Here is a 16,362-nt window from a genome sequence, read left to right as displayed (position 1 = left end):
CTTCCCTATTTATCCATCTCGGTTTTAAGGGAAATGTCCAGACACAATGCCTGCATTTCTTTTATTAAAACATTAAACGATTCGGGCGTTCCCGCCTCTAATCTGTTATTACCTTTGACTATCGATTCATATATCTTTGTTCTTCCCGTCACATCATCGCTCTTCACCGTCAGAAGTTCCTGGAGAGTATAAGCGGCGCCGTATGCCTCAAGCGCCCACACTTCCATTTCCCCGAACCTCTGGCCTCCGAACTGCGCTTTTCCTCCAAGAGGCTGCTGTGTGACAAGAGAGTAAGGGCCTACTGACCTTGCATGTATCTTATCCGCCACGAGATGCGCCAGCTTCATCATATAAATACATCCGACAACTACCTGCTGTTCGAATTTTTCGCCTGTCCTGCCGTCAATCAACGTGACCTTGCCGCTTTCCGGCAATTTGGCTTCTTTCATAACCCTGCGTATCTCTTCTTCCTTGGCGCCGTCGAAAACAGGAGTCAGAACTTTAATTCCCAGGATTGAAGCGGCCCACCCAAGATGTGTTTCAAGAACCTGCCCTACATTCATTCTCGAAGGAACGCCGAGGGGGTTCAGGACTATTTCAACGGGAGTTCCGTCTTCAAGAAACGGCATATCTTCTTCAGGAAGAATTTTCGCGATAACACCTTTGTTCCCGTGCCTTCCGGCCATTTTATCCCCGACCTGAAGTTTCCTTTTGCTGGCGACATATACTTTAACCTGTTTTATAACCCCCGGTTCAAGTTCATCGCCTTTCTTGATATGTTCCAGCTCTTTTTCTTCTTCCGTAATTATTTCCTCTGTAATATGGTCGTATTTGGCAAAAATCGTTTTTATTTTAATCCTGATATCCGGGTCTTCTTCAGTTATATCCATACCCGAATATCTCAGGTTTTCAAGTTTGCTGACCTGATTTTTTGTTATCTTCTGGCCGGCCTGGATTATAACCTCTCCCGTATTGATATCAACAATGTCCGATTTTATCGATTTACCCAGCAGCAGGTTTTTCAATGCTTCCTGTTTCTCTGTTTCGGCTTTTTCAAGCCTTTCCTCTTTCCTCTGCTGAATTTCCCTTGTTCTCCTGCGCTCTTCTTTTTTCTCGGCTTCATTCTTCGCTTTTTCTTTGCGCGAGAACATCTTCACATCCATCACAATACCTTCCGTTCCCGAAGGAACACGTAACGATGTATCTCTTACATCGGCCGCTTTTTCACCGAAAATAGCCCTTAAAAGTTTTTCTTCCGGAAGAAGTTCGGTCTCGCTCTTGGGAGTAATTTTTCCGACAAGTATATCCCCGGGCTTAACCTCCGCTCCGAGCCTGATTATACCGTCTTCGCCGAGATTTTTAAGCGCTTCCTCTCCGACATTCGGTATATCCCTGGTGATTTCTTCTTTGCCTATTTTGGTTTCTCTGGCGCTTGCTTCGAACTCTTCAATATGGATGGATGTATAAATATCTTCTTTTACAATCTTTTCGCTTATCAGTATCGCGTCTTCGAAATTATATCCGCCCCACGGCATAAAAGCGCAAAGCACATTCCTTCCGAGCGCGATTTCCCCGTCTCTTGTGGAGGGACCGTCGGCAATAACATCGCCTTTTTTGATTTTTTCGCCTTTCCTGACTATAGGCCTCTGATTAAAACAAGTCCCGGCATTGGAACGCAGGTATTTTTTCAGCCTGTAGACCTTGCTGCCGACATGCACTTCATTCGCGTCCACATAAGTAACCGTTCCGTCTTCTGCCGCTATGACCATCACTCCCGAATCCCTCGCTGCCTTGGATTCAAGCCCGGTCGCGACAAAAGGCTGAACTGTGCTTAAAAGCGGCACGGACTGCCTCTGCATATTCGACCCCATCAAAGCCCTGTTGGCGTCATCGTGTTCAAGGAACGGGATAAGACCCGCCGCGACACTCACGAGCTGTTTGGGGGAAACGTCCATATAATTTACTCTTTCGGCTTCTATCGTACGGAATTCACCTCTGCATCTGGACAGCACTTCGCTGTTAACGAATTTACCTTTTGCGTCAATAGCCGCATTGGCCTGCGCTATAATATAATCAGCTTCCTCGTCAGCCGTAAGATAATCTATTTTTTCGGTTACTTTCCCGTTCTCAACTTTCCTGTAAGGAGTTTCAACGAATCCGTATTCATTCACTCTCGCATAACAGCTCAAATATGAAATCAAGCCGATGTTCGGTCCTTCAGGAGTCTGTATCGGGCAGATCCTGCCGTAATGACTCGTATGTATATCTCTTACTTCGAAACCGGCTCTTTCCCTGCTGAGACCTCCGGGCCCGAGAGCGCTTAACCTTCTCTTGTGGGCAAGTTCCGCCAAAGGATTTGTCTGGTCCATAAACTGGCTGAGCTGGCTTCTGCCGAAGAAATCTTTAATAACGCTGGAAAGTGATTTCGGGCTGACAAGATTATGCGGGGTCAGCGGCTCGGCTTCCGCATCATGCAGCGTCATCTTCTCTTTTATCAGGCGGTCCATTCTCGCAAGTCCGACCCTGAATTGATTTTCAAGCAATTCACCGACAGACCTTACTCTCCTGTTCCCAAGGTGGTCGATGTCGTCTATCTGCCCCAACCCGTCGCGCAAGCCTATAAGATATTTAATAGCTTCCGCAATATCCCTGTTGCTCAGGGTCGTTATGGAAAGTTCTTCTTCGGTAATGGGTAAGCCCAGCTTCTTGTTAAGTTTATATCTCCCGACTCTTCCAAGGTCATATCTTTTCTTATCGGCAAATAATCTCTGTATCATACCTTCGGCATTTGCCTTGTTGACGGGGTCGCCGGGGCGCAATCTCTTGAATATCTCTATCAAAGCTTCGTCTTTTGTAGACGTCGGGTCTTTTTTAATCATTTTAAGGACGGGATGGCTCTCTGCGGCTCCTTTAAGGAGATGTATGGCGCTTATTTTCCCTTCCTTAAACATTTTGAAATTTTTTATATTTATTGAGTCTCCTGCCTTAGCAAGAGTAATTTTAGCTTCTTCATCCACAACATTCTTTGCGAGCACCCTTCCTTCTATGTCTTTGTCGCTTATTTTGGAAGTAAACTTTATTTCTTCCTCCTGGAAGAAGTATTTCAGCAGTTGTTCGTTTGTCCCGTATCCGAGAGCCCTCATAAAAGTTGTCGCCAGGATTTTCTTTCTGCGCACACTCCTGTCAAGATAGATGTATATCGAATCGTTCTGGTCAAATTTAACTTCCAGCCATGAACCCCTGTAAGGAATTATCCTGAAAGAATAAATCACCTGCCCTCTTGAAAGAGCTTCCTGTTCATAACATATGCCCGGGGACCTGTGCAGCTGGCTTACTACTACCCTTTCCACGCCGTTGACAATAAATGTCCCGCTCGGGGTCATCTTAGGGAGATTTCCCATAAAAACTTCTTCTTCCTCGACGTGCCCCGCCTGATGAAGCCTGAAAGTCACTTTCATGGGCATTTCATAGGTTAAACCCCTTCTCATGCATTCAAGTTCATCGTATTTCGAAACACCCAGCCTGTATTTAACGAATTCAAGCGTGCAGCTTTCATCATAATTCTTCAACGGAAATATTTCGTTGAAAACCGCTTGAATCCCGAAATCTTTTCTTTCTTCGGGAAGAGTGTCTTCCTGAAGAAACTCGGCATAAGACCTCGTCTGAATCTCTACAAGATTCGGAAGGTCCATAACCTCTTTAAGCTTGGCGTAAGAAACTCTTTCTTTCCCTGTTTTTACTGACATAATAATATTTCCCCTTTAAGCGGTAAGGATGCTTTTAATTTACCTACCGGGAATGTTATTTAAGTTCGACTTTTGCACCTGCTGCTTCAAGTTTCTTTTTTATTTCTTCGGCTTCTTCTTTCGTGACATTTTCTTTCACCGTTTTCGGCGCGCCGTCAACAAGATCCTTCGCTTCTTTCAGCCCGAGGCTGGTAACCGCGCGGATTTCCTTAATAACATTAATCTTTTTGTCTCCCGCGCTTGCCAGGACAACCGTGAATTCAGTTTTCTCTTCGGCCGCAGAAGCTGCTCCGGCGGCAACAGGAGCTGCTACGGCTGCTACGGGAGCGGCGGCAGAAACTCCGAACCTTTCTTCAAGAGCTTTTACGAGTTCAGAAAGCTCAAGAACGGTCATTTTTTCTATACTTTTGATTATCTCTTCCATTTTTCCCGACACCTTCACTTCCTTTTTTGATTCTGTTTTTCCCTCTTTGTTTTCCGCAACAGCGGTTTTTTCTTCATTTGTCATTAAATGCCTCCTCGATTAATTTCCTTCTTTCTTATTCAAAATTGCATTTATTACATAAACCAGGCTGCTCAAACGGGCGTTAAGCACGCGCGCAAAGGCTGAAATAGGAGCCTGAATAGTTCCGGCAACAATTCCGAGAAGGACCTCTCTGGACGGAAGATTTGCCAGCTCTTGGACTTTATCGGCATTTATCACCTTGTTATTGAGCATCGCGCATTTAACCGCAAGTTTACCGGACTCCTTACCAAAATCGACAAGCGCCTTTGTTCCGGCGACAATGTCTTTTCCCAGGAAAGCCACGGCTGTAGGACCTTTCAAGTGCTGGTCAATACCGTCAAAACCCGATTCCTTGACCGTTCTTGAGAAAAGCCTGTTTTTTACTATCATAAAATTAGCGGATTTCTCAGACAGTTTAATCCTGAGCTTATTCATTTCTTCCGCTGAGACACCCACATAATCTGTAAGGACAAATGAAGCGGAAGCGTCAAGCTTCTGTTTCATTTCCTTTACAGCTATCTTTTTTTCCGGTCTCATTACCCGATTCCTTTCTATCTAAATGCCCTGAATCTCTTTAAGATTAAGTTTAAGCCCCGGGCCCATAGTTGATGAAAGAGTGGCGCTCTGCATATAAATGCCTTTTGAAGATACGGGCTTCGATTTAAGCACCGCGTTGATAACGGCCTGAGCATTTTCAAAAAGTTTTTGCTCATCAAAAGAAATTTTTCCGACAAACGCGTGCAGGTTTGAAGTTTTATCGGCTTTAATCTCTATTTTGCCGGCTTTTACCTCTTTTACCGCCTGAGCTACATCGGGGGAAACCGTTCCCGCTTTCGGAGAGGGCATCAGTCCTTTCGGCCCGAGAACTTTACCGAGCTTCCCTATTACTTTCATGGCGGCCGGAGTAGCAACAACAATATCGAAATCCATCCAGCCGGCCGTTATTTTTTCAGCGAGTTCCGCCATTCCCACCACATCAGCGCCCGCTTTCCTGGCTTCTTCGGCGGCAGCCCCTTCCGCAAACGCAATTACTCTTACGCTTTTTCCCGTACCGTGCGGCAGCTTGACAGTCGAACGCACCATCTGTTCCGGCTGTTTAGGGTCTATCCCGAGTTTAAACGCAATCTCAACGCTTTCATCGAATTTCGCGCTGGCATTTTCTTTAACGGCTTTAACGGCCTCCGGAAGGGTATATTCTTCTTTGCCTTTTATTTTCTCAGCGGCCGTTTTAAATCTTTTGCTTCTTTTGCTCATTCTTTCACCTCAATACCCATACTGCGGGCTGTTCCTTCAATAATCTTTTCAGCCGCTTCGGCGCTCCTGGCATTCAAATCGCTCATTTTTATCTTCGCGATTTCTTTAACCTGTTTTTTGGAAATCGTTCCGACTTTCTCGCGGTTAGGGACACCTGAGCCTACGGCTACACTCGCGGCTTTCTTTAAAAGCGCGGAGGCAGGCGGTTGCTTTAATATAAATGAGAACTTTTTATCCTGATAAACACTTATTATGACAGGGATAACAAGCCCGCCTTTATCTTTGGTTGCGGCATTAAACTGTTTGCAGAATTCCATTATGTTCACACCATGCTGCCCAAGAGCAGGACCGACCGGCGGCGCGGGGGTAGCAACCCCTGCCTGTATCTGTAATTTTATGATTGCGGTTACCTTTTTAGCCATCTTTCCTCCCGGAATACCTCTTTATTCTTTTTCGACCTGCCAGTATTCAAGCTCAACCGGTGTCGCCCTTCCGAAAATTGTCACCATAACTCTGAGCCGGCCTCTGTCAGGATCAATATCTTCAACAACACCGTCAAGGTTTACAAAAGGACCGTCCTTGATCTTAACGGCTTCACCTTTTTCAAAATCAACTTTCGGCTTAACTTTTTCTTTCTTGGCTTCTATCTGCGCGATTATGTCGTTTATTTCTTCCTCATGCAGAGGAACCGGCGTGCCGGAACCGATAAAACCGATAATCCCCGGCGTGTCCTTCACAACATAGTAGGTATTTTCATCCATCTCCATATTCACAAGAATATAACCCGGAAAAAATTTTCTCGCGACAATGGTCTTTTTGCCGGACTTAACCTCGGAAACTTTTTCGGTCGGGATAAGCACCGTTGCAATCTTTTCTGCCATGCCCTCTGTCTTAATCCTTTTCTCAAGAGATTCCTGAGCTTTTTTCTCATGCCCTGAAAGAACATGCACGACATACCACTTCTTCTCACCCATCACTTCACCCTATAAACGTATTAATAAATGTATTAACTTTGAAATAACCAAATCAGCCACACCTACAAAAAGCGCGACAAAAAATGAAGCCATTATGACTACTCCCGTCGAACTCGTCAATTCTTTATATGTCGACCAGGAAACTTTTTTTACTTCGGATTCGGTATCGATAAGGAAGGTTGCTGTTTTCGGGGTATTTGCCAGGGCAAGTCCTGCAATAACGCATATACAAAACACTGCCGCGGAGATGATATGAGCCCATGAAATGCTAACACCCAAAAAATCCAGTCCGAACAGGCGGTTACGCAGACCGGATTCATCGGATACAAGCGTGTTCGACCAGCCTGCCAGAAGGATTCCTATCAGCGCCATAAACGCTATGACTGATATTCTCGCAACTTTCCCTTGTTCTTTTCGAAAAATTTCCATTTTACCCAAACTTCCTTTTTTTCTTCCTGTCCTGTAATTCGAAAAATGGCAGGCCAGGAGGGATTTGAACCCACAACATCCGGTTTTGGAGACCGGCGCTCTAGCCAATTGGAGCTACTGGCCTAATGCCTCTTTCTCCTTATTTGTAAAGAGCTTTATTTTGTCTCCTTATGGACAGTGTGCTTCTTATCCCATTTACAATATTTTTTTAACTCTAACCGGCCCGCAGCCTTCTTTTTATTCTTTGTGGAGACATAATTTCTTCTCCCGCAGACTGTGCAAGCCATGGTTATCTGTTCCCTGTTCCCTTTTTGAGCCATAAAAAGTTGTTCCTTCTATTTTTTATACACAAGAAAACCCGGGATGAACCACCCCGGGTACTCTTAATAATGTTATTCGATAATCTCGGTTACTCTGCCGGCTCCTACTGTTCTTCCGCCTTCTCTTATAGCGAATCTCAGTGTCTTCTCCATCGCTATCGGGCATATTAAATCTATCTGCATCTGTACGTTGTCTCCGGGCATGCACATCTCCGCCTTATTCCCGTCTTTGCCTATCAGTTCGTTTACTATCCCCGTCACATCTGTCGTGCGGAAGTAGAACTGGGGCCTGTACCCGGCGAAGAACGGCGTGTGCCTGCCGCCTTCATCCTTTGTAAGAACATATACTTCAGCCTTGAACTTCCTGTGCGGCGTGATCGATCCCGGTTTTGCAAGTACCTGTCCTCTTTCCAGATGTTCCTTGTCAACTCCTCTTAACAGCAACCCTACGTTGTCTCCCGCCTGACCCTGGTCAAGTTCTTTGCGGAACATCTCAACCCCGGTCACAACTGTCTTCATCGTAGGTTTTATCCCGACTATTTCTATCTCGTCGCTTACTTTTACTATGCCTCTCTCAACCCTGCCTGTACCCACTGTACCTCTGCCGGTTATCGAAAATACGTCTTCTATCGGCATCAGGAACGGTTTCTCGATCTCTCTCTGCGGTTCGGGTATGTAATCGTCAAGCGCTTTTACAAGATCCAGTATAGGTTTCGCATCAGGGCTGTCGGCATTAGGCGATGCTATCGCTTTTGTCGCGCTCCCCCTTATTACAGGTATCTTATCTCCCGGAAACTCGTATTTGTTCAGAAGTTCTCTTACTTCAAGTTCTACCAGGTCAAGCAGCTCAGGGTCGTCTACCATGTCGCATTTGTTCATAAACACTACTATATAAGGTACGCCTACCTGTCTCGCAAGCAGGATATGTTCTCTGGTCTGCGGCATGGGCCCGTCTACCGCGCTCACTACCAGTATCGCCCCGTCCATCTGGGCCGCTCCCGTTATCATGTTCTTTACGTAATCCGCGTGCCCGGGACAGTCAACATGGGCATAGTGCCGTTTCTCAGATGAATATTCAACATGCGATGTCGATATCGTAAGGATCTTTGTCGCGTCTCTTCTTCCCTGCGACTCCGATGCCTTCGCTATCTCGTCATAGCTTATGAATTTGCTCAACCCTTTCTGTTCAAGTACCTTCGTCAATGCCGCTGTCAACGTAGTCTTGCCATGGTCTACATGCCCTATCGTACCTACGTTTACGTGCGGTTTCGTCCTCTCAAATTTCTCTTTTGCCATAACTCTCTCCTTTTTTTAAGGAAATTAAGTCTTTTATCTATCTATATCTTCAAAACTCCATTTTCTGGAGCCCACGACCAGGATTGAACTGGTGACCTCGTCCTTACCAAGGACGCGCTCTGCCAACTGAGCTACGTGGGCAAAGCACAAAAAATTTCCCCAAGTTACAGGTTTTACCCTGCTTACCCTGGCATCGGTAAAATCCCGAGATGTGCAGATTTTCTTCCAGTTGGAAGTAGCAATTCTTACACATCAGTTTTTGTGTTTTGCTGCTACTTTTCTTCGGTATGAAATCTTTTTTACCGTCAAGAAATGTATTACAATTTCACACAGAGACGCAATAATATATACTTGGCAATATGAAGTCAAGAAAAAAATATAAATTTTTTAACATTTTTTTTCGCTGTAAAAAGCATAATATCAGGCAATTAACTATGATTTTTAGGGTATAACTAAATATAGTTATCAATTCTCGAAGCAGACACCATATATAGTGCTTAAACGGAAAAGCCTGTTTTTTATTAAAACCCTTTTCCCAAACAATAAAATTTTTAATTATTTAAATCCAACTGTTGCTTCGGCATGTAACGGGTTTGCCCTTACCTGAAGAAGTGGAAGATAAATGTTATTTTAACGGATATTTCACAATAAGGAAAATCAACAGCAAAAACGGACCTCAAAACAATTACACTGTTTCTGCTTTTTCCCCTATCCTGTTTTTACCGCGGTTTATATAAATCAGAAATGCCGCCAGATATGCCGCCAAAGCAACAAACAGAAGAATCTTGAACCCCAGTATCATCGAAGAATATTCAATTAACCCCCCGCATACCGAACCCAGCAGGTTCCAGCCGAACGCCGTGTCCACAGAAATACTTTCCGCAAACAACCGCGTAAAACAGAGGGACGCGAAAAAAACAGGCATACCGACCATAAATAAAGAACATAGCAATTTAACTGCGACAGGTTCCCCCAGGATCAAATTTACGGGCAGCATATAAACTATATAGGAAGAGATTCCCAGCCCTATGATAGATGCCCGGAAAGACAGGAAATACCTTTGCATTACAAGCGTCGCGAGCAGTATCATCGTTAAAACGGAACCGAAAACAACCGCGCTGGTGATCCACGTTGTTCCCCATACCAGATTCATTTCCGTCACAGCTCTGGTTTCAAATAAAAGAAAACCCGCGCCGAAAAGAAACATCTCATAATCTATTTTACGCCTGTCCGTTATGGCGGCGCGGAAAGACCTGGAAAGAAAAAAGATACCGGCGGCGGAAAGCGCCCCTATAATAACCATAATCTGCAGATAAAAACCGCTGATTTTTTTCTCCGCCAGGTACAGGTACGGCCAGTCATCGGTCGGCAATTCTATAAAAGGAAGAAAATCCTTTTTAAACTTATCGTTGAAAGCGGCGTCCTTCTCATCCCTTAACCTGTCAAAAGCCGGCCCGGACATGAAAACTGTGTTAAACAATATATGGTCATTAAAATAAATAACGGGTGTTTCCCCGAATATTTCGGCTGATAAAGCTATTATCCGCTGAAGGATAAACTGTTTCCCCACCATAAAATACATTATCATCCCGCCGTTTTCGGCAAGACGCTCTTTAGCGGCTTTGATGCCTTCCATTGTATAGACAAAATTATCCAGCCGGACGTTTGAAAGCGCGGAAAGCTGCGTCTGCGAATCAAGTGTCCCGAAAACAATAAGGTCGTATTTTTTCGCCGTTGTGTTAAGAAACGCGCGCGCATCGGTATTATAAACCGTAACTTTACCGGAGCTGTAAGGTTTATCGGGGTGGTATTGTCTCCCCCAATCTATAATAACCGGGTCAATCTCAACGGCGTCTATGTGCCCTACCCCATGCTCTAATAATGCCGCAATATCATTCCCCGTGCCGGAACCCAAAACAAGCGCCTCTTCCGGAGACTTTTCAAGGCACATATACGGGAGATGATACCCCGTAACAATTTTTTTGACGGTCTCGCTTCTCTTATCCCATCCGTCTTTTTTCATGCTTAAATCTACGGCAGTCTGATGCAGGGAACCGTTTGTAAGCACATCGAAAATTTTATTTCCCGTCCTGTATGAAAGAGCATAATACGGGCTGTAGGCATCTGCTTTTTCGGCTTTTAAAACGCTCAGAAAAATAAGAACCGAAAAAATCAGATACCATATCAGCGCTTTTTTTTCATGTAGAAAAAGTGTTATCCCCGATATAAGGATTGCCGCAAACCAATACTTGGGGAAAACGCCGAACAAACTGATAAGGGAAAAACCCGCAACTCCCGCGAGAGAACCCAGAATATTGTACATATAGCCGGCAAGCGGCCTGGAAAAAGAACTGAACACCCGGATTTTTCTGCCGATTACCTGGCCGAGAGGAATAAAAGAGATCGCGCTTAAAATAAAAAATATTATTATGGGGATTTTAATTGAAGGAATCTCGATCGAACTTTTCGGAAGGTCATAATATAAAAGCCAGAGATGTTCGGAATAACTTTCCTGGGTGAAAACAATCCGGCCCATAAAAAACGCCGTTACTGTCAGGACCAGCAGGCTTACAGGCCAAAGCCACAGTAAGGGTTTGTTCCCGGAGCGCAGGCAGCCCAACCCAAGCCCCAAAAAAGCGCTCAGCAAAATAAGGTTCGGGAAATAAGCGATAACCCTCACCTGCCCCGCCACCCATCTTATCAGGGCCAATTCCTGAAAAAGCACGATAAATGAAACCGCCGCCAATTCTACCGCGACAAGAGACAACGACCTGTTTTCCCGGCTTATTCCCGTTTTTTCCACAAAAAACCTTTTTTTTGAAAGACATATAAAACATATATTTAATAGCATATCTCAGCCGGTTTATAAAATGATTTTCTAAAAAAACAAAAGGATTATTGAACACCGGCCGAAAAACAATTAGAATGAAGGTTTAAAATTCAACAAGGAGGCTTTTATGGAAAAAGCATATTTTTTTGCGGGCAGTTTTTTATTTTCATTTCTTCTTTTCCTTCATACTTCAATAGCAGACGGCAAAAACAGCGAATCTTCAAACCACAAAGTAATCTTTTCCACAAACCTCGGGGACTTTACGGTTGAACTCTATCCCGATAAAGCGCCTGAAACATGTGAGAATTTCCTTAAATATGTCGATTCCGGTTTTTATGACGGCACCATTTTCCACAGGGTCATACCCGGTTTTATGATACAGGGCGGAGGATTCACCGAAGATATGAAGCAGAAAAGGACAAGACCCTCAATAAAAAACGAAGCTGACAACGGGCTGAAGAATAAGAGAGGCTGGCTCTCGATGGCGAGGACGCAGGATGTAAACAGCGCAACCTCCCAGTTTTTTATAAACGTTAAGGACAACGATTTTCTTGACCACGGGGCCCGCGATTACGGGTATGCGGTCTTTGCGAAAGTAACAGACGGGATGGACACCATCGACAAAATAGCAAAAGTAAAAACTTCTAATTCGGGCCGCTACAGCGATGTGCCGGTGGAGCCGGTGACGGTAATATCCGCAAAAAGAGAATGAACATATTTTTTTAAATGATTAACTACCCCGAATTTTTAAAAAAATGCGATAAAAACACCGGTATCATCCTTTTTGCTTTTTTTGCGTTCGGGCTGGCCCTTCGTCTGTTGAACCTGCAGTTTATTTCGGTCATGCCGGATTATAATGTTTTTATCGAAGGCATGGATTATACCAGATTTGATAATCTGGCGAGAGATATCCTGGCGGGAAAAGGAATCGAAGGAGCTTATTATCAGGCTCCTCTTTATCCTTATTTTCTTGCCCTGGTATACATGCTAAAAGGCGCAAGCTATCATTCCGTCAGAACGATCCAATGCCTGCTGGACTCCCTGAACATCCTCCTTATTTTCTACATCTGCAAAAGCAGGATTAATATCCTGACGGGCCTTATTTCCGCGTTCACATACGCGGTTTATTCCGTCGCGATATTTTATTCTTCCCTGCTGCTGAGAACATCCCTTTTTACTTTTCTCTGGGTTTTATTTGTCGCCTCATTTATTTTTGCCGAGGACAGGAAAGGCAAACCCTTATTTTTTATATTGCCGGGAATTGCCCTGGGCGCCGCTGTCCTGTGCCGCGAAAATATCCTGTTAATGCTTCCCTTTACGGCGGGGGCTCTTCTGCTGAACAAAAATATTTCCGGCAAGGTATACAAACGGCTCATCCCGACGGCTATTATCGCAATCTGCGTTCTTGTAATAATTTTCCCCGCGCTCTGCCATAATTATAAAACGGAAAAATCAATCTGTATTTCCGTTATGGGCGGCGCAAACCTGTATATCGGCAACGCGTATGATTCTTTTCGAGGATCCATCGTTCCGGAATCTTATAAAAATATTTCCGGCAGCAAAGAAAAGGTGAATTGGTATCATGAGTTTTTTAACAGCGTAAAAACCTACCCCCGCGCGTTCTTTTCCAACTTATTAATAAAGGCAGAGCTCTTCTGGGATAACTACGAAATACCTCAAAACGCAAATTTTTACCTGCACAAAAAATATTCCTATATCTTATCTTCCTCTTTCTCTTCTTTCCGCCTTATCGCGGCGCTTGCCCTGATAGGTTTTATAGTTTACATAAAAAAATTCGCCCGGATATGGATTATTGTGTGCAGTATTTTAAGTGTCTTTATATCATGCATGTTATTTTTTGTTTTGGGAAGGCTGCGGTTCCCCGCAGCCCCTTTTTTGATTATATTATCTTCCATATCGATAGACTGGGCGGCAACAAACCTGTTTAAGAAAAAATATCTGCCTTTCTTTATCGTAGCCGCAACCCTGTTATTCTTAAAAATGTTCGTTTGGCAGAAAGGCGGTTATTGCATAGAAAAAACCCATATAACAAACCTGGGGATTGCGGCCTTACAAAAAAACGAGCTGGATACCGCGGAATTTTTATTTAAAAAAGCTATGCCTGAAAACGGGGATGCCCCTTTTCTGCCGGCACACATGTTACTGGCGGAAACTTACAGGAGAAAAGGGATGTATGAAGAGGCGTCGGCGGAGTATCTGTACTGCATCAAAATTAACCCTGAAAGTCAGGTTGCGCATTACAACATCGGTATATGTTATCTGGGTTTAAAAAACAAAGAAAAAGCCGGTTTTCATTTCAATAAAGCGCTGGACCTGTCAAACAACAACATCCGGCTAAAGCAGGAAATCGACAGGCTCTACAGAGAAACAGAAAACTAACCCGCGGTTTTTTGCTTCTCCGGGCCTTCTCCGTTCCCTAAAGCTCAAAACTGCCTTCCTGCCTTATATCCCTTGAAGAACCGCCTATTAACACATTGAACGTCCCCGGCTCGGCGACCCAGCTTTTGCTCTTCACATCATAAAACGAAAGGTCTCTTTTTGTGAGTTCGAATGTTACGGTTTCGGTTTCTCCGGGTTTCAGGTTTATTCTTTTAAACCCTTTAAGTTCTTTTACAGGACGCTCAACGCTGCATTCCGGGTCCTGCACATACAGCTGGACCACTTCCGCCCCTTCTCTTTTTCCGGTATTGGTTATATCAACGCTGGCTGTCGCAGCGATTTTGTCCGAACCTTTAGTTATATTCAGGTTATCATATTTGAACGCCGTATATGAAAGGCCGTGGCCGAACGGGAAGAGAGGCTCGATGTTTTCCCTGTCGAAATACCGGTATCCCACAAAAATACCTTCTTCATAATAAATTTTCCCGCCCGCGCCGGGATAATTTTTATAGGACGGCGAGTCCTCGATTTTTTTAGGGAATGTCACTGTCAACCTGCCCGATGGATTAACGTCGCCGAAAAGTATATCGGCAATCGCATCTCCGCCTTCCTGCCCGCCGTATAAAGCTTCAACCACCGAAGGGACATCATCTATCCATTCTTCCATCAGAAGCGGCGTCCCATTTATCAGCACGACAACCGTATTTTTGTTCGCCGCGGCAACGGCTTTTATCAGTTCATCCTGGTGTTTGGGCAGTTTCATATCCTGTTTATCGACGCCTTCCCCCTCTATTTCCCACGATATGCCGGCGAATACTATCGCTATATCCGATTTAGAGGCAACCTTCACGGCTTCATCAAGCAAAACGTTGCCTTCGGGGGAATATCCCAGTTTAACAAGCGCGTTTCCCCCTTTTTCAAACATCTCAACACGTATATCGCAGGCTTTCCCCCCTTCCAGATAAATTGTCCCTCTTCTCGTTTCAGGGCCGTGTTCCGCCCAGTTATTGACAACAAGTTTACCGTCTATATAAAGGCGGCTCCCGTCATCGCTTAAAAGTCCGAGGTCGTATTCTCCCGATTTCGAAGGCGTAAAATTTCCCGTCCACCGCGCGGAAAAATTATTGGCCCCGAGGCCGGATCCCGGCGAACTGCCGTCCCAGTCAAAATTAATGTTTCTGTCCACTCTCGTAAGCACAGGGATTCCGGTGAGCTCGGTATTATTAAAAAATTCGGCTTTAAGCCCGGGCTGCGGATTCGGCCCGGGTGTCGTAAATTCCCCGAAATCAACAGGCACCAGATTTCCGGGCATCGAACATCCTCTTGCGAAATTTAATTTTATTTTCCCGTCGCGGCATTTTTCTGTCAGCCCGTCCAGCGGGGTAACGGCGTGGTTAGGAGTTATGCTGGAGCTTCCTCCTCCTCCGAGCAAAGAGGCATCTGTTTTGGGCCCTATTACCGCGATTGATTTTACTTTATTCCTGTCTATCGGAAGCGTCTCATTATTGTTTTTCAAAAGGACAATCCCGCGCCGGGCGGCTTCCCTGGCAAGAGCCCTGTGCTCTTTCGTATCACAGGCCCCTTTCAATTTCGGGTCAGGGTTATCAAAAAGCCCAAGCTTGAACATAACCCTCAATATCCGGCGGACTTTATCGTCCAGCACTTTTTCGCTGACCTCGCCGTTTTTGACCGCGCGCAACAGGTTATCACCGTAATACCTCGGCGGGCCGGGCATCTCAAGGTCAAGCCCTGCGTTCGCCGTCTTTACGGTGCTGTGCACAGCGCCCCAGTCCGAAACGACAAGGCCCGTAAAGCCCCAGTCATTTTTTAATATATCCGTCAAAAGATGGTGATTAGCGCAGCAATAATCGCCGTTGACTTTATTGTAAGCTCCCATCACCGTCAGCGTATCGGCTTCCTTAACCGCGGCCTCAAACCCGGGAAGATAAATTTCCCTGAGTGTCCGTTCGTCTATTTCCACGCTTATGGTCGTTCTCTCAAATTCCTGGTTGTTGCATGCAAAGTGTTTTGTAGAGGTCCCGATTTTTTCACTCTGGACACCTTTCACATATTCCACCACCAGTTCCGATATCAGATACGGGTCTTCCCCGAAACTCTCGAAATTCCTTCCGCCCAAAGGCGTCCTGTGTATATTGATACACGGCCCTAAAATCACATTCCTGCCTTTCGCTCTCGTTTCCCTTCCCAGCGCTTTCCCCACTGCTCTTAAAAGAACGGGATCCCAGCTCGAACCCAGCGTTACCAGCGGCGGGAAACAGGTAGAAGTGCCCCATCTTACCCCGTGAGGCCCGTCGGTCATTTTCAGCGCCGGTATACCCAGCCGCTTGTTGAGGGGCGTGTCCATATGGTCCGCACCCGCAACCTGCGCGATTTTTTCTTCAAGCGTCATTTTCTTCAGGAGGTCTTCCACTCTCTGTTCAACGGGAAGATTCGGGTTCTTGTAAAGTGACAATTCCGCAAAAACACTGCCCGATAAAAAAACTAAAGCGGCGATAACCGGAAAAATCGAAAAAATACGGGGGGGACGGATATCTTTCATAAACAAATCCTTTTTTTAGATTTGGATTTCCAGCCGAAAAAACCGGTG

The 16,362-nt window shown here is 45.1% G+C and carries 13 protein-coding genes and 2 tRNA genes; 2 read left to right on the top strand and 13 right to left on the bottom strand.

The window, feature by feature from the left end; genetic code table 11:
• Nucleotides 1–5: 5 nt before the first annotated feature.
• The 12 genes from rpoB to M0R36_04785 form a co-directional block, all read right to left on the bottom strand.
• Nucleotides 6–3,746 (bottom strand): DNA-directed RNA polymerase subunit beta, encoded by a 3,741-nt coding sequence (gene rpoB, locus M0R36_04840; GenBank protein MCK9555122.1) that lies wholly within the window; start codon nucleotides 3,744–3,746, stop codon nucleotides 6–8.
• 55 nt (nucleotides 3,747–3,801) lie between these two features.
• Nucleotides 3,802–4,170 (bottom strand): 50S ribosomal protein L7/L12, encoded by a 369-nt coding sequence (gene rplL, locus M0R36_04835; protein ID MCK9555121.1) that lies wholly within the window; start codon nucleotides 4,168–4,170, stop codon nucleotides 3,802–3,804.
• Between the two features lie 99 nt (nucleotides 4,171–4,269).
• Nucleotides 4,270–4,788 carry a 50S ribosomal protein L10 gene (gene rplJ, locus M0R36_04830; GenBank protein MCK9555120.1) on the bottom strand — a complete coding sequence of 173 codons (519 nt, stop codon included), beginning with the start codon at nucleotides 4,786–4,788 and terminating at the stop codon, nucleotides 4,270–4,272.
• 18 nt (nucleotides 4,789–4,806) lie between these two features.
• Nucleotides 4,807–5,505: a 50S ribosomal protein L1 gene (gene rplA, locus M0R36_04825; protein ID MCK9555119.1), complete on the bottom strand. Its 699-nt coding sequence runs from the start codon at nucleotides 5,503–5,505 to the stop codon at nucleotides 4,807–4,809.
• On the bottom strand, nucleotides 5,502–5,927 hold the full coding sequence (gene rplK / locus M0R36_04820; GenBank protein ID MCK9555118.1) for a 50S ribosomal protein L11: 426 nt from the start codon (nucleotides 5,925–5,927) through the stop codon (nucleotides 5,502–5,504). The genes rplA and rplK overlap by 4 nt, the downstream gene beginning before the upstream one ends.
• A gap of 21 nt (nucleotides 5,928–5,948) precedes the next feature.
• Nucleotides 5,949–6,479, bottom strand: coding sequence for a transcription termination/antitermination protein NusG (nusG, locus tag M0R36_04815; GenBank protein ID MCK9555117.1), 531 nt, complete (start codon nucleotides 6,477–6,479; stop codon nucleotides 5,949–5,951).
• 9 nt (nucleotides 6,480–6,488) lie between these two features.
• Nucleotides 6,489–6,908, bottom strand: a complete 420-nt coding sequence (gene secE / locus M0R36_04810) for a preprotein translocase subunit SecE (GenBank protein MCK9555116.1) — start codon at nucleotides 6,906–6,908, stop codon at nucleotides 6,489–6,491.
• 46 nt (nucleotides 6,909–6,954) lie between these two features.
• Nucleotides 6,955–7,032 (bottom strand) — tRNA-Trp (locus M0R36_04805).
• 31 nt (nucleotides 7,033–7,063) lie between these two features.
• Nucleotides 7,064–7,228: a 50S ribosomal protein L33 gene (rpmG, locus tag M0R36_04800; GenBank protein MCK9555115.1), complete on the bottom strand. Its 165-nt coding sequence runs from the start codon at nucleotides 7,226–7,228 to the stop codon at nucleotides 7,064–7,066.
• A gap of 72 nt (nucleotides 7,229–7,300) precedes the next feature.
• Nucleotides 7,301–8,524: an elongation factor Tu gene (gene tuf, locus M0R36_04795; GenBank protein MCK9555114.1), complete on the bottom strand. Its 1,224-nt coding sequence runs from the start codon at nucleotides 8,522–8,524 to the stop codon at nucleotides 7,301–7,303.
• A gap of 65 nt (nucleotides 8,525–8,589) precedes the next feature.
• Nucleotides 8,590–8,665 (bottom strand) — tRNA-Thr (locus M0R36_04790).
• 544 nt (nucleotides 8,666–9,209) lie between these two features.
• Nucleotides 9,210–11,327, bottom strand: a complete 2,118-nt coding sequence (locus M0R36_04785) for a hypothetical protein (GenBank protein ID MCK9555113.1) — start codon at nucleotides 11,325–11,327, stop codon at nucleotides 9,210–9,212.
• 154 nt (nucleotides 11,328–11,481) lie between these two features.
• Between M0R36_04785 and M0R36_04780 the strand changes: the two genes are divergently transcribed.
• Both M0R36_04780 and M0R36_04775 read left to right on the top strand, forming a co-directional pair.
• On the top strand, nucleotides 11,482–12,066 hold the full coding sequence (locus M0R36_04780) for a peptidylprolyl isomerase (protein ID MCK9555112.1): 585 nt from the start codon (nucleotides 11,482–11,484) through the stop codon (nucleotides 12,064–12,066).
• A 14-nt stretch (nucleotides 12,067–12,080) separates the two neighbouring features.
• Nucleotides 12,081–13,754, top strand: a complete 1,674-nt coding sequence (locus M0R36_04775; protein ID MCK9555111.1) for a glycosyltransferase family 39 protein — start codon at nucleotides 12,081–12,083, stop codon at nucleotides 13,752–13,754.
• 37 nt (nucleotides 13,755–13,791) lie between these two features.
• Here the strand turns inward: M0R36_04775 and M0R36_04770 are convergent, their stop codons facing one another.
• Nucleotides 13,792–16,314, bottom strand: coding sequence for a glycoside hydrolase family 3 C-terminal domain-containing protein (locus M0R36_04770; GenBank protein ID MCK9555110.1), 2,523 nt, complete (start codon nucleotides 16,312–16,314; stop codon nucleotides 13,792–13,794).
• Nucleotides 16,315–16,362: the final 48 nt, after the last annotated feature.

The sequence above is a fragment of the bacterium genome (assembly GCA_023228325.1).
Classification (GTDB): Bacteria; Auribacterota; UBA6266; order UBA6266; family UBA6266; genus UBA6266.
This window is presented reverse-complemented; position numbering and strand designations above follow the sequence as displayed.

What these genes read in the sequence shown, in the direction of transcription:
- rpoB (MCK9555122.1), bottom strand. Translation starts at nt 3,746, where the DNA reads ATGTCAGTAAAAACAGGGAAAGAAAGAGTTTCTTACGCCAAGCTTAAA.
- rplL (MCK9555121.1), bottom strand. Translation starts at nt 4,170, where the DNA reads ATGGAAGAGATAATCAAAAGTATAGAAAAAATGACCGTTCTTGAGCTT.
- M0R36_04775 (MCK9555111.1), top strand. Translation starts at nt 12,081, where the DNA reads ATGATTAACTACCCCGAATTTTTAAAAAAATGCGATAAAAACACCGGT.
- rpmG (MCK9555115.1), bottom strand. Translation starts at nt 7,228, where the DNA reads ATGGCTCAAAAAGGGAACAGGGAACAGATAACCATGGCTTGCACAGTC.
- rplA (MCK9555119.1), bottom strand. Translation starts at nt 5,505, where the DNA reads ATGAGCAAAAGAAGCAAAAGATTTAAAACGGCCGCTGAGAAAATAAAA.
- rplJ (MCK9555120.1), bottom strand. Translation starts at nt 4,788, where the DNA reads ATGAGACCGGAAAAAAAGATAGCTGTAAAGGAAATGAAACAGAAGCTT.
- M0R36_04770 (MCK9555110.1), bottom strand. Translation starts at nt 16,314, where the DNA reads ATGAAAGATATCCGTCCCCCCCGTATTTTTTCGATTTTTCCGGTTATC.
- secE (MCK9555116.1), bottom strand. Translation starts at nt 6,908, where the DNA reads ATGGAAATTTTTCGAAAAGAACAAGGGAAAGTTGCGAGAATATCAGTC.
- M0R36_04780 (MCK9555112.1), top strand. Translation starts at nt 11,482, where the DNA reads ATGGAAAAAGCATATTTTTTTGCGGGCAGTTTTTTATTTTCATTTCTT.
- nusG (MCK9555117.1), bottom strand. Translation starts at nt 6,479, where the DNA reads ATGGGTGAGAAGAAGTGGTATGTCGTGCATGTTCTTTCAGGGCATGAG.
- tuf (MCK9555114.1), bottom strand. Translation starts at nt 8,524, where the DNA reads ATGGCAAAAGAGAAATTTGAGAGGACGAAACCGCACGTAAACGTAGGT.
- rplK (MCK9555118.1), bottom strand. Translation starts at nt 5,927, where the DNA reads ATGGCTAAAAAGGTAACCGCAATCATAAAATTACAGATACAGGCAGGG.